Annotated in this window: 11 protein-coding genes and 2 pseudogenes; 9 read left to right on the forward strand and 4 right to left on the reverse strand. The window is 63.0% G+C overall.

Annotated features, from left to right (window positions below; all coding sequences use genetic code 11):
- The first annotated feature begins 108 nt into the window (after nucleotides 1-108).
- The 6 genes from ESD82_RS01065 to ESD82_RS01090 all read left to right on the forward strand — a co-directional run bounded on the left by ESD82_RS01065 (nucleotide 109) and on the right by ESD82_RS01090 (nucleotide 6,942).
- A protein-coding gene (locus ESD82_RS01065) for an IS5-like element ISPso2 family transposase (protein ID WP_147427659.1) occupies nucleotides 109-866 on the forward strand; the annotation gives its coding sequence in 2 pieces (ribosomal slippage) (nucleotides 109-433 and nucleotides 433-866; 759 coding nt in all).
- A 70-nt stretch (nucleotides 867-936) separates the two neighbouring features.
- The gene (locus ESD82_RS01070) at nucleotides 937-1,968 is read left to right on the forward strand and encodes an amidohydrolase family protein (RefSeq protein WP_147428448.1); all 1,032 of its coding nucleotides are present in this window, start codon (nucleotides 937-939) and stop codon (nucleotides 1,966-1,968) included.
- Nucleotides 1,965-3,638, forward strand: coding sequence for a thiamine pyrophosphate-binding protein (locus ESD82_RS01075; RefSeq protein WP_147428446.1), 1,674 nt, complete (start codon nucleotides 1,965-1,967; stop codon nucleotides 3,636-3,638). The genes ESD82_RS01070 and ESD82_RS01075 overlap by 4 nt, the downstream gene beginning before the upstream one ends.
- Before the next feature lie 326 nt (nucleotides 3,639-3,964).
- Complete coding sequence (locus ESD82_RS01080) at nucleotides 3,965-4,846, forward strand: amidohydrolase family protein (protein WP_147428444.1); 882 nt, start codon at nucleotides 3,965-3,967, stop codon at nucleotides 4,844-4,846.
- The gene (locus tag ESD82_RS01085) at nucleotides 4,774-5,760 is read left to right on the forward strand and encodes a substrate-binding domain-containing protein (RefSeq protein WP_244314478.1); all 987 of its coding nucleotides are present in this window, start codon (nucleotides 4,774-4,776) and stop codon (nucleotides 5,758-5,760) included. Before ESD82_RS01080 ends, ESD82_RS01085 begins: the two co-directional genes overlap by 73 nt.
- 240 nt (nucleotides 5,761-6,000) lie before the next feature.
- Complete coding sequence (locus tag ESD82_RS01090; RefSeq protein WP_151208806.1) at nucleotides 6,001-6,942, forward strand: porin; 942 nt, start codon at nucleotides 6,001-6,003, stop codon at nucleotides 6,940-6,942.
- Here ESD82_RS01090 and ESD82_RS01095 read toward each other — a convergent pair.
- Nucleotides 6,894-7,723: pseudogene (locus tag ESD82_RS01095) on the reverse strand (IS5 family transposase). The gene ESD82_RS01090 and the pseudogene ESD82_RS01095 sit on opposite strands and share 49 nt — an antisense overlap.
- An 88-nt stretch (nucleotides 7,724-7,811) precedes the next feature.
- On the reverse strand, nucleotides 7,812-7,964 hold the full coding sequence (locus ESD82_RS21665; protein WP_167521679.1) for a hypothetical protein: 153 nt from the start codon (nucleotides 7,962-7,964) through the stop codon (nucleotides 7,812-7,814).
- Nucleotides 7,965-7,994: 30 nt separating this feature from the next.
- Here ESD82_RS21665 and ESD82_RS01100 point away from each other — a divergent pair.
- From ESD82_RS01100 to ESD82_RS01110, 3 genes and pseudogenes are all read left to right on the forward strand, one after another.
- Nucleotides 7,995-8,937, forward strand: a pseudogene (locus ESD82_RS01100) (IS5 family transposase).
- Complete coding sequence (locus ESD82_RS01105; RefSeq protein ID WP_028710700.1) at nucleotides 8,934-9,158, forward strand: DNA methyltransferase; 225 nt, start codon at nucleotides 8,934-8,936, stop codon at nucleotides 9,156-9,158. Before ESD82_RS01100 ends, ESD82_RS01105 begins: the two are co-directional and overlap by 4 nt.
- A gap of 331 nt (nucleotides 9,159-9,489) precedes the next feature.
- On the forward strand, nucleotides 9,490-10,401 hold the full coding sequence (locus ESD82_RS01110) for a GNAT family N-acetyltransferase (protein ID WP_167521682.1): 912 nt from the start codon (nucleotides 9,490-9,492) through the stop codon (nucleotides 10,399-10,401).
- Nucleotides 10,402-10,420: 19 nt separating this feature from the next.
- Here ESD82_RS01110 and ESD82_RS01115 read toward each other — a convergent pair whose 3' ends face one another.
- The gene (locus ESD82_RS01115; protein ID WP_147428440.1) at nucleotides 10,421-11,704 is read right to left on the reverse strand and encodes an NAD(P)/FAD-dependent oxidoreductase; all 1,284 of its coding nucleotides are present in this window, start codon (nucleotides 11,702-11,704) and stop codon (nucleotides 10,421-10,423) included.
- Nucleotides 11,701-12,366 (reverse strand): haloacid dehalogenase type II, encoded by a 666-nt coding sequence (locus tag ESD82_RS01120; protein ID WP_147428438.1) that lies wholly within the window; start codon nucleotides 12,364-12,366, stop codon nucleotides 11,701-11,703. The genes ESD82_RS01115 and ESD82_RS01120 overlap by 4 nt, the downstream gene beginning before the upstream one ends.
- Nucleotides 12,367-12,372 lie beyond the last annotated feature (6 nt).

The raw sequence follows: 12,372 nt of genomic DNA on the forward strand, positions 1-12,372 counted from the left end.
CGCGGCACGAATTCCAATTGGCGCCGTGAAGCCCACCGAGGCTAGGGTCAGGATGCATTGATTTCTGTTGCGCTGCGTGATTCACGCCTCCGAAAACGGAGCGGTGACATGAGCGATCTCTTCTGGCTGACCGACGCGCAGATGGCGCGCCTGGCTCCCTTCTTTCCCAGGTCGCACGGGAAGCCCCGGGTTGATGACAGACGGGTGCTGAGCGGGATTATTTTCATCAATCGCAATGGCTTGCGTTGGCGCGATGCGCCCGCCTCGTATGGCCCACATAAGACGCTCTACAGCCGGTGGAAGCGTTGGAGCGAAAAGGGCATCTTCGCGCGGATGATGGCCGGGCTGGCGGCGGAACACGGCGAGAAAACGACCGTGATGATCGACGCAACATACCTCAAGGCCCATCGAACGGCGACCAGCATGGCCGCCAAAAAGGGGGGCGTGGTCGCCTGATCGGTCGAACCAAAGGCGGTATGAACACCAAGCTGCACGCCATCTGCGACAGTCAGGGGCGACCGATCGACCTGTTCGTCACCGCTGGACAGGTCAGCGATTATATCGGCGCTCGGGCCCTGCTGAGTGGTCTGCCAAACGTCAAATGGCTACTCGGGGATCGTGGCTATGACGCTGACTGGTTCAGAGAAGCGTTGCAGGACAAGGGGATACGTGCCTGCATCCCAGGCCGGAAGAAACGCAAGACGCCGATCAAATACGATAAGCGGAGATACAAGCGGCGTAACCGCATCGAGATCATGTTCGGCAGGCTCAAGGACTGGAGGCGCGTCGCGACCCGCTATGACCGATGCCCCAAGGTGTTCCTCTCAGCCATCGCCCTCGCGGCTCTCGTCATCTATTGGTTATGAATCCTGACCCTAGGCAGTTGGCAGGGAGCGATGACGTTCCACGAACTTCCCTTTCAGAGGTGCTGCCGACATGATTATCGACTGCCACGGTCATTTCATCACCGTCCCGGGTTATTTCCGCGACTATCGCAATGCCCAGATCGCCGATTTCAAGGCCGGCAAGACCTCGGATTTCTCGCCCGCCCCGCAAATCTCGGATGACGAACTGTGCGAAGGGCTGGAGAAGAATCAGATCCGCCTGCAGAAGGAACGCGGCATCGACATGACGCTGTTTTCGCCCATCGCCGGGTTGATGGGACATCACCACGGCAATGAGGCGCTGAGCAGGCATTGGTCGCGCACCTGCAACGACCTGATCCATCGGGTCAGCACCCTTTACCCGGACCGGTTCGCTCCCGTCTGCCAGCTGCCGCAGAGCCCCGGCGCGGACCCCCGCGGCTGCATCGAGGAACTGGAGCGTTGCGTCGTCGAGCTGGGCTTTGTCGGCTGCAACCTCAATCCCGATCCGACCGACGGCTACTGGACCGACCCGCCGGTGACGGACAAATGGTGGTATCCGCTTTACGAGAAGCTGGTCGAGCTGGACGTGCCGGCCATGATTCATGTCTCGGGCTCGTGCAACCCGAACTTCCACGGAACGGGGGCGCATTATCTGAACGGCGACACCTCGGTCTTCATGCAGCTTCTGCTGTCGGATCTGTTCAAGGATTTTCCGACCTTGCGGATGGTGATCCCGCATGGCGGCGGCGCGGTGCCTTACCATTGGGGCCGCTATCGCGGCCTTGCCAACGACCTGGGCCGCCCGCCGCTGGCCGAGGCGCTGATGAACAACGTCTTCTTCGACACCTGCGTCTACCACCAGCCCGGCATCGACCTGCTGACCGAGGTGATCCCGGTCCGGAACGTCCTTTTCGGTTCGGAAATGGTGGGCGCGGTGCGCTCGATCGACCCCGAGACCGGCCATGCCTTCGATGACACCCGCCGTTACGTCGAGGCGCTGGAACTGTCACCCGAGGACCGGCACGCGATCTTCGAAGGCAATGTGCGCCGCGTCTATCCGCGCCTCGACGCGCGGCTGAAGGCGATGGGAAAAGCAGCATGAGGGGGCCGCGTACTGCCGCCCGGATCCTCGTCGACCAGCTGCTGCTGCAAGGCGTGGACCGCGTCTTCTGCGTGCCGGGCGAAAGCTTCCTCGCCGTTCTCGACGCGCTGCATGACTGCCCCGAGATCGAGCTGGTGACTTGCCGGCACGAGGGCGGGGCCGCCATGATGGCCGAGGCCTATGGAAAGCTGACCGGCCGGCCGGGCATCGTCTTCTGTTCGCGCGGCCCTGGGGCAACCAATGCCTCCTCGGGGCTGCATGTCGCCTTTCAGGACAGCACGCCGATGATCATGTTCATCGGCCAGAACCCGCGTGGGGTGATGACGCGCGAGGGGTTTCAGGAGATCGACTACCGCTGCACCTTCGGCACGCAGGCCAAGGCGGTGCTGCAGCTCGAAGATGCCGCACGGACGGCGGAACATGTCACCCGCGCCTTTCAATTGGCCATTTCCGGCCGCCCCGGTCCCGTGGTCATTCCACTGCCGGAGGACGTTCTGACCGAAATCGCCGAAACCGCCGATGGCCGCCCTACGGCGCGCTTTGCGAATGAGCCCTCGCCGGAGGCCGTGTCGGCGGTGCGGGCATTGCTGACCGAGGCGCGCCGTCCGGTCGTGATGCTGGGCGGCTCCGGCTGGACCGGCGAGGCGGTCGCCGCCTTCCGTCGCTTTGCCGAGGACAGCGGGCTGCCCGTCACCGCCTCGTTCCGGCGGCAGGATCTGCTCGACAATGACAGCAGCAGCTATATCGGGGAACTCGGCCTCGGCCCCAATCCCAGGCTTGTGCAGACGATGGCGGAGGCGGATCTGATCCTCGTCATCGGGGCGCGGTTGGGCGAGATCGGAACCAATGGCTACACGATCATGGACATTCCCTGTCCCCGGCAGCGATTGATCCATGTCTATCCCGGTCCTGATGAGATCGGCCATGTCTATCAACCCGAACTGGGCATCGTCAGCGATCCGGCAAGCTTTGCCCTGGCGCTCGCCGCGGGCGGTGCTGTCCGCGGTGATTGGGACGACTGGCGCAAGGCCGCACGCGCGGATTTCGAGGCATGGACCGCCCCTCGGACCAGCCCCGGCGCGATCCAGATGTGCGAGATCATGGCCTGGCTGGATGAGAGCCTGCCGGAGGACACGATCTACACCAACGGCGCAGGGAATTTTACCGTCTGGCTGCACCGCTTTCACCGCTATCGCCGCTTTGGCACGCAGGTCGCGCCGATCTGCGGCTCGATGGGCTACGGCATTCCGGCAGCCTTGGCCGCCAAGTTCGCCCGGCCAGAAGCCTCTGTTATTTGCATCGCAGGGGACGGCGATTTCCAGATGACCTGCACCGAGCTGGCGACGGCGGCGGCGCATGGGCTGAAAATCCGTATCCTGATCCTGAACAACGGGATGCTGGGGACGATCCGCATGCATCAGGAACGCCAGTATCCCGCCCGCGTCTCGGGCACCGATCTGTCCAAGGGGAATCCGGACTTCACGGCTCTCGCAAAGTCCTATGGCGCCTATGCCGAGCGGATCGAAAGGACCGAGGACTTCGCGCCAGCCTTTGCCCGCGCGCATGCCCATGACGGGCCGGCGGTGCTGGAGATCATGATAGACCCCGAGGCACTGACCCCGGCGGCATCCCTCAGCCAGATCCGCGCGGCCTCGCCTCGGACGAATTGATCTCAACCCTTCGACAGGTCGACAGGCCGGCCTCGTGTCGAGGCCGGCTTTTTATATGAATATGGGTTGGGATATTGGAATTCGTCTGCCGGCCATCGTATTTCCGTTGTCCCATGTTTTCGAGTGTCACCAGCTCACTTATCCTCTCAACGTAAACAGAACTCGGGGCAAAGCTTAAAGACAGCGCCGGCTTAGATTTTCGGACATAAGGGGAAAGTCGGTGCCGCCAGAACGCAAGGTGCCGTCATCCCCTGTGCCGCAGAATATCCTGCGACGCTGCGTCCGTCTTTACCTCAGTCCCTTCGCCCATCCTTCAGGACACAGCCATGACGCAGAAAATCATCGACATTCACCCGCATATCATTTCGCCCGATACCGCGAAATATCCCTTCAATCCGCTTGGCGGCATCCGGTCTGACTGGTCGGCGGAACGTCCCTTCACATTCGAGCAGTATGTCGAAGAAATGGAAGCCGCCGGCATTGCACAGGCCGCGATGGTACATTCCTCGACCACCTATGGCTATGACAATTCCTATGCGGCCGATAGCGTTTGTCGCGACCTTGCGCGCTTTGTCGGCGTCTATTCCGTGGATATCGCCGCGCCGGATGCCGTGGCGGTCATCGATCAATGGCGGCGCCGAGGCATGGCGGGCCTGCGCTTGTTCGGAGCGGGATCAACCGTGCAAACGGATGGGCGCTGGATGATCGCGCACGAGACTTTTCCGGTCTGGGAGCACATGGCCGACATCAACACGACCGTGGCCATCCAGACCACCGCGATCGGCCTTCCCGTCGTCGAAGAGATTCTTGAGCGCTATCCCGAGGTGAACATCATCCTCGATCACCTGGGCCGCCCCGATCTGACGGATGGTGCGCCCTATGCCCAGGCTGCTCCGCTTTGGAAGCTGGCGCGTTTTGACAACCTTTATCTGAAGATCACGCCGCGCACCTTCGATCTGTCCGAAAAGGCGCCGGCCACGCCGGCCACATTCTTCCCGAAACTGGTCCTGGAATATGGTGCAGACAGGCTGGCTTGGGGATCGAACTTCCCCGCGAACAACGGCACGCTGAAGGATCTGGTCGATCAGGGGCACCGCTGTTTTGCCACGCTGTCAGAGGCCGACCGGGCTGCAATATGGGCGGGTACGGCCGAGAAACTTTATCCGCAACTTGCAAAAGCAACGTTCGACAAGGCAGTCCACGCATGACTTTTCCCGAAAAGACTTATCCCGAAGCCGGTCCCGTCTCGCTGGCGGCCAATATCACCCTTTACGAGCCGACGCGGGCCTTGATAAACGGTGACATCGCCTCGGATCTGGTCAGTTTCGAATTCGCCGGGCTGAAGAACGCGCATAGCGGGTTCAAGGACATGCTGCGTCGCAACAGGTTCGATATCAGCGAAATGGCAATCGCCACCTTTTTGCAGGCGCATGAGTTCGGCAAGCCGTTCTCGCTGCTGCCGGTGGTGGTGCTGGGTCGGTTTCAGCATCATTGCATTGGCTATAATATCGAGCGTCATCCCAACATGACGCCCGCTGACCTGCCGGGCAAGACGGTCGGCGTGCGCTCTTATACCCAGACCACGGGGCTATGGATCAGGGGCATCCTGCAAAACGAATACGGCGTTGATCCCGACAGCGTGACATGGCTGTGTTTCGATCAGCCTCATCTGGAAGAATATACCGACCCACCTTCGGTGATTCGCGGCGATCCCGCGAAGGATCCGGTCAACATGCTGCTTGATGGCGAGGTCGATGCGGCGATCCTCGGCATGAACATGCCCAAGGATCCGCGGGTGCGGACGCTGATCGAGAACCCGCATGAAGCCGCGCTCGACTGGCACAAGCGGGAGCGTTTCGTGCCGCCGAACCATTATGTCATCGTTCCGAACGCGCTTTGCGACCAGAGACCCGACCTGGTGCGCGAGGTCTGGCGGATGCTTGTCAAAAGCCGCGCGGCCGCAACACCCGAGGGCAGCATTGATCCATGGCCGGTGGGGATCGCGGCGAACCGCAAGGCGCTTGAAGCGGCGATCCGGTTTGCGACGCAGCAGCATATGATCACCAAGCCTATCACGGTCGAGGAACTGTTCCATCCGCTGATCCGTGACATTGCGCCGTGAAAATCGGCCCTGCATGGGAAATGAGGAAAGGGGGGACTGCCCCCTTTTTCTTTTTAGATTGCCTGTTTCCAGGCTGACGTGATTGCCGTTCACACAAGTTATGGCCTTTGGGCATTTTACGATTATCTATGACGACTTTCCGCAGGCAATTATGAGGTGGTCGTCGCGAGTTCGGTTTTCAAAAGAATAGCGTCGATTGTACGGTCGGGCGTGGAGGCGTCCGTTTTTTATGGGGGGATAATGAAGTTTTTCAGCATGATTGCAATGACGGCCGCGCTTGCGCCTTGTGCGGCCTTGGCCGATGTGAGCTTGTCCGGCTTTGGCCGATTTGGTCTGACCTATTCGGAGGCGAAGAAACAGGGCGGAGAGAACGGCACGTTCCTCCAGAGTCGATTGCGGCTGGAGATCGATGCATCCGTCGAGACCGATATCGGCTTGAAATTTGGCGCAAAAACCTGGGTTCAGGGCGATCACAACAGCCCTTCCTGGGGCTTCAGTCCCGCGAATTTCTATGTCGAGTATGAAAACTGGTCGCTTGAGATCGGCAATGTGCTTCCGGCTTTCGATGGAGCTTTATTGCTGAAACAGACGCGGCTGGGGGTTCATGCTGTTTCCGTCGGCGGGGATCCGTTGGGGGATTTCTTCATTCTGGCCTATCGCGGATATGGCCGCCTTCCTGATCGGACCGGGGTGGCCTTGAATTATGGCACGCGCAACTTCGACGTGAAGCTGTCCGTGGTGGACCCGGATCAGATCGGCAGCGGCATGGGAGGGGATCTGACCCGAGAGGTTTCCGCCTCGGTTTTCTATCGTCTAAACGACTGGGAGTTTTCTGCTGCAACGGCGCAGAGCGGGGCCGGGGTCAGGGATAACAATCTTTATTTCGTGGGAACGCGTTACAAGGTCAACGATGACCTTCGCATCGGCCTGAACATCAATGACAACGGTTTTGCCGAACTGGGAACGTCTTACGCCCTGTATGGCGACTACAAGTTTAACCGATTTACGTTGGGTTCCTATGTCGTGTATAATGACGGTGATTGGGCGGAAAAGGTGACCGACAGCTCTTATGGTGTCGCCCTCAGATATGATCTGGGTCCAAGTATCTTTCTTGCGGCCTCAGTTCAGCGCGATTACGAGCGCATGACCCTTGCCGATATGGGTGTGCGGTTCGACTTCTGAATAACGCCGCTTTTGTTCACCGACACATATCTCCGCAACCATATGCGGATGGAGGCGAGTTGTACGGATGCGAGGAAATTGCCGTCTCGCTTGTCGTATCGCGTTGCGATGGACCGGAAATGTTTGAGTTTGCCGAAGAACCGTTCGATCTGATTGCGGGCGCGGCAGAGAACCGGATCGAAGGGAGGAAAGCGTTTTCGGGTCGGTATGGGACGGATATTGGCCCGGGCACCGCGTTCGGCGAGCCTATCGCGCAGCCGGTGGCGGTCGTAGCCCCGGCCGGCGAGCAGGATCCGGCCCGCGCCGATGGACCCGACCATATCGTTCCCCGAGCGTCCGTCATGCGCCTGACCTTCGGTCAGGTTCAGGCGGATCGGGCGGCCGCGGGCATCGACCACAGCGTGGATCTTCGCGGTCAGCCCACCGCGCGAGCGCCCCATGCAACGGGATCGCCCCCCTTTTTCGGGCGGTTCGCCCCATGCTGGTGAAGCCGGATCGAGGACGGGTCGATCATCTGGACTTTCCCGTCATAAGCCTTTGACACGGCTTGCAGAATGCGCGCCCAATGGCCCGCCTTGCGCCAGCGGCTGAAGCGGTTCACGCAAGCCGTAAAGGGGCCGTAGCGCGCTGGAATGTCCGCCCATGGCGCCCCCGTCCGCAGCCGCCAGAAGATGCCGTTCAACACCCGCCGGTCATCCACCCGCTTCACGCCGCGCACCTTCGTTGGCAACAAAGGCCGGATCACCTCCCGCTCGAGATCCGTCAGATCGAAGCCTGCCATCCCACCTCCTCATGCATGTGCAGAAGTGAAGCACAACTCAGCCCGCACCGGAATCCCGTCTCCGGAATCCCGTCTATGGGTATGTGACCTAGGGCGCCCCTGACCGGTCCGCGCCCTGCGCCCGCCGCGTGGCAATGCTGCGCCACAGAAAGGCCAGCGTGAACAGCGCCGTCAGCACCAGCACGATGGTCGGTGCCGGGGCGCCGGCATTGTTGCAGCACACTGACCGTGAAGGATTCACCTCGTGAATCCATGCGGTTAGACGGGCTGCATGAGCAAGCCCGAGCCCGCCCGCTACCGCACAACGAGCTGGCCCGCCTACAATGATGCGCTCAGGCAGCGCGGGTCGCTGCTGATCTGGCTGGACAAGGAGATGGCCTGGCACGCGCCGCATGAGGGTCGCCCCGGGCGCCCGCCGGTCTTCTTGAATGCGGCGATCCTGTTCTGCCTGTCGATCAAGGTGCTGTTCACGCTGCCGCTCAGACAGGCCGCCGGAATGGTCTCCAGGCTGTTGCGGCTGGCCGGGCTGGACCGGCCCGTTCCGGACGATTCGACCCTGCGCCGCAGGCAGAAGACCGTGGAGGGGCATATCCCATCGCCGCGCTGCCGGGCCGCTGAACCTGCTGGTGAACAGCACAGGGATCAAGTTCCTCGGCGACGGGGAATAGCGGGCGCGCAAGCATGGTGTTCAGAGCCGTCGCCAATGGTGCAAGGTCCATCTGGCCATGGACACCGCCACATCCGACATCCGCGCGGTGAAGTTCACCCCCCAGCCGGGAAGGCGACAGCCCCGTCCTGCCGGACCTTCTGGGCCAGATCCCCGAAGATGCGGAGATCGGCACCGTGACCGCAGACGGCGCCTACGACAGCCGCCGCTGCCACAGCGCCATCATCGCGTGCGGTGGCACGGCAATCATCCCGATCCGCAAGACTGGTCGAGCGTGGAAGGAGGACAGCCCAGCCGCCCGGCCCCGGAACAAAACCCTGCGCGCCACGCACCACTCCGGCCGCGCGTTCTGGAAACGATGGACAAGATACCATGCCCGCAGCCGAGCCGAGGCAAGGATGCGCTGCCTCAAGGCATTCGGCGAGCGCATCGCCGCAAGAGACCCAGGCCGCCAAACCGCCGAAATCGAGGTGAGCTCCGCGTCGCACTCATGAACCGCTTCAATGCACTCGGCACCGCCGAGATCGTCCGCGGGGTCCGAACATGAAGGGAGAAGGGGAAGTCACGCCTCAGTCCGACTTTCTGAAAATAATGCCTATGCACGGCAAAACGACGGGTGTTGTGCTGGATCCCTTCGCCGGGTCAGGCACCATGCTGGTGGCGGCCCAAAGGCTCGGCTGGGACGGGATCGGCATCGAGATCGATGAAGTACATGCCGAAACCGCAAGGATGCGTATCGCCAAAGCACAGGGAGCAGGCGAACCCTGATCGTTCAAAGACGGGTTTACCTGGTTGGTCTCGCTGGTCATGCTGGCTGGTCGCGCCTGAACCATTGCCGTGCTGTGGAGCTGGCCGAGGCGGTCGGATGCGAGATGATCGAGATGCCGATGGGCACCAGATCAAGACAGCTATGCCAGCACACTGAGCAGCGCGTTCCCCGGGCACTGGGACAGAAGATTTCAGCACGACCGATGCGGGCGCACCCGATCAGGAGACCAGGCCCGGCGGCACGATCTTTGCCTTGCGGCCGGTGATACAGCATCAAATGGCGAAGGACAGCGGGCATACTGCCCGGGGAATAATCTTGAAGCGGGGCAACATGGGTCAGAACGAAGCGGGTTTGGCGGCAGGCGATCGCGACCTCCTGCCGCATTTGCGCATCGACGCCTATGATGCCAGCGCCAAGCCCTTGCGCATGGCGCAGCGGCAGTTGCTGCACGAGTTGACGGTGGGGGTGCTGTGGCCGCATCGTCCCCGCGACCTGGATCTGTTCCTGTCGCTGGGGCAGGGCTACCTGGCGGTCGATGAGATCGGCCGTCCCCTTGGGTCGGCCATGTATTTCCCGACGGGCGACGATTTCGCCATGCTGGGGATGATGGTCACGGTGCCGCGGTTGCAGGCGCGGGGGGCGGGCAAGTGGCTGCTGCAGCGGGTGATGGCCGATTGCGCGGGCCGGGATCTGCGGCTCAGCGCGACGCATTCGGGGTATCGCCTTTATGCGGCGGCGGGGTTCCGGCCGGTGGGCATCATCCGCCAGCAGCAGGGCATGGCGCGGGATATCGGGCCCGTTGACGCGCCCGGCATCCTGGTCCGCGATCTGCGGGCAGAGGATGATGCGAGCCTTCGGGCCCTGGACGCGAACGCCTATGGCGCAAAGCGAACGCGGGTTCTGGACGCGCTGCTGCCCCTGTCGACCGGCACGGTTGCGCTGCGTGGCGGTGCCGTTTGCGGCTTTGCGCTGCAGCGCGATTTCGGCAAGGGCACGGTGATCGGTCCCGTCGTGGCCGAGGGGGACGCCATGGCACAGGCCCTGATCGCCCCGCTGATCCGGGCAAATGCCGGCCGTTTCACGCGCCTCGACACGCCGGTGGACAGCGACGGCTTCCTGTCCTTCCTGACCGATGCCGGGCTGGTGGCTTTCGACACGGTTACGGAAATGTGCATCGGCCCCCACCGCCGCGCCGCGGAAGGGGCGGTCACCTACGGCCTGGCATCGCATTCGCTGGGATAGCGTTTCCATCCCCGCGCGATCAGGACAGCCGGTCCTTCAGCCCGAACCACAACCCCACCAGCGGCAGGAACCAGGGCTTGCCGCTATGCGCCGGGATCGCGGGCCAGGCGAGGCCCTCCAGCGGGTTCGTGCCGCGCCGGCCCAGGGCGATGTCCGCCAGGACCTGCCCGACCAGCGTGGACATCTGCGCGCCATGGCCGGAATAGCCCATGCCATAGATCATGCCGTCCACTTCTCCGGCGCGGGGGAAGCGGTCCTTGGTCATGTCCACCAGCCCGCCCCAGCAATAATCGATGGGAATATCCGCCAGATGCGGAAAGATCGCGGCCATGGACCGGCGCAGGATCGTCCCAGATTTCGCGTCCGAGGTCTGGTCCGACCGGGCCGAGAACCGTGCCCGTCCGCCGAAAATCAGCCGCCGGTCGGGCGACAGGCGGAAATAGTTGCCGATGTTCATCGAGGTCACGCAGGTCCGGTCGCCGGGCAGGGTGGCGGCGACCTCGGCATCCGACAGGGGCCGCGTGGCGATGATGAACGACCCGACCGAGATGATGCGTCGCCGGAAGTGCCGCAAGGGCGCCGTCGTACCATAGGCGCCGGTCGCCGCGATCACCCGGCCCGCGGCCAGGCTGCCGCGCGGGGTCTGCAGCTGCCAGCCATCGGCCAGCCTTGTCCGGCCGGTCACGGGCGCGCCTTGCCAGATCCGCGCGCCATGGCGATGCGCCGCCGTGGCAAGCCCCTGGGCATAGCGGCCCATGTGGATCATCGCGGATTTTTCATACAGCATCCCGCCGTGGAAGCTGTCGGACCCGACCTCGCTTCGCACCTGGTCGCGGTCCAGCCAGCGGGTGTCGGGATCGACCTCGGCATGGATCAGGTCGAAATTCGCGCGCAGCCCCGCGACATGGCTGGGCTTGGAGGCCAGCTTCAGCTTGCCGGACCGGCGGAAATCGCAGGCGATGCCTTCCTCGGCCACGATCTGCTCGATCATGTCGATGGACCGGTCATAGGCGCGATACAGGGCATGGGCGCGCTCTGCCCCCAGATGCGCCTTGGCATCGGCATAGCCATGGGCGATGCCGTTGTTCAGATGCCCGCCATTGCGGCCCGACGCGCCCCAGCCGACATGCTCGGCCTCCAGCAGCGCCACGCGCACCCCGGCTTTCGCCAGGCTGCGGGCGGCGTTCAGCCCGGTGAAGCCGCCGCCGATCACGGCCACGTCGAAGCGCCCCTCGATCGGGCCGGCCTCGGCGCCCGCAAAGGGGGGCACGCCATCATGCCAATAGGATGCGTATTTCGTCACAGCCCCACCACCTCGGCCAGGCCCGAGATGTCCCGGACCTCGGTATAGCCGTAATGGGGATTGGCCGGCTCATGGCCGCGATTGACCCAGACCTTGTTGCGGATCCCCAGGTCATGCGCGGTCATCAGGTCATAGCGGAACGACGACGACACATGCAGCACGTCCTCGGGGCCGCAGCCAAGCTGGTCGAACATGTATTCGAAGGCCCGCATCTGCGGCTTGTAGGCGCCCGCGCTTTCGGCGGTGAAGACATGGTCGATGGGCGCGCCCAGCTTGGCGATGTTATGCGGGATCTGGTCGTTCATCGAATTGGTCAGCGCGACCAGCGGGATCTTCCCGGCAATGCGGCTAAGCCCCGCGGGCACGTCGAGGTTCGGTCCCCAGGTCGGCACGCGGTTATAGATATCCTCCGCCACCGCGGGATCGAAGGCGATGCCGTTGCGCTTGCAGGTGCGTTCCAGCGCGTTGTGGACGACCTCGGCATAGGGTTTCCAGGCGCCCAGCACCTCGTCCAGGCGGTAGGCCGCGAAATTGGCGATGAATTTCTCCATCTGCGGGCCGCTGAGCTGCGCGCCGTAATGGTCGCGCGCGGCGCCCGCCATGTCGAAGAAGATCATCGTGCCGTGGCAGTCGAAGGTAATGAATTTCGGGCGCAGCGCCATGGGGGC

The sequence above is a fragment of the Paracoccus pantotrophus genome, assembly GCF_008824185.1.
In the GTDB taxonomy this organism is placed as follows: Bacteria; Pseudomonadota; Alphaproteobacteria; order Rhodobacterales; family Rhodobacteraceae; genus Paracoccus; species Paracoccus pantotrophus.

Coding starts and splice junctions, on each gene's coding strand:
- ESD82_RS01090 (WP_151208806.1), top strand. CDS start 6,001: ATGAAGTTTTTCAGCATGATTGCAATGACGGCCGCGCTTGCGCCTTGT.
- ESD82_RS01110 (WP_167521682.1), top strand. CDS start 9,490: ATGGGTCAGAACGAAGCGGGTTTGGCGGCAGGCGATCGCGACCTCCTG.
- ESD82_RS01070 (WP_147428448.1), top strand. CDS start 937: ATGATTATCGACTGCCACGGTCATTTCATCACCGTCCCGGGTTATTTC.
- ESD82_RS01120 (WP_147428438.1), bottom strand. CDS start 12,366: ATGGCGCTGCGCCCGAAATTCATTACCTTCGACTGCCACGGCACGATG.
- ESD82_RS01085 (WP_244314478.1), top strand. CDS start 4,774: ATGGGCGGGTACGGCCGAGAAACTTTATCCGCAACTTGCAAAAGCAAC.
- ESD82_RS01105 (WP_028710700.1), top strand. CDS start 8,934: ATGAAGGGAGAAGGGGAAGTCACGCCTCAGTCCGACTTTCTGAAAATA.
- ESD82_RS01075 (WP_147428446.1), top strand. CDS start 1,965: ATGAGGGGGCCGCGTACTGCCGCCCGGATCCTCGTCGACCAGCTGCTG.
- ESD82_RS01080 (WP_147428444.1), top strand. CDS start 3,965: ATGACGCAGAAAATCATCGACATTCACCCGCATATCATTTCGCCCGAT.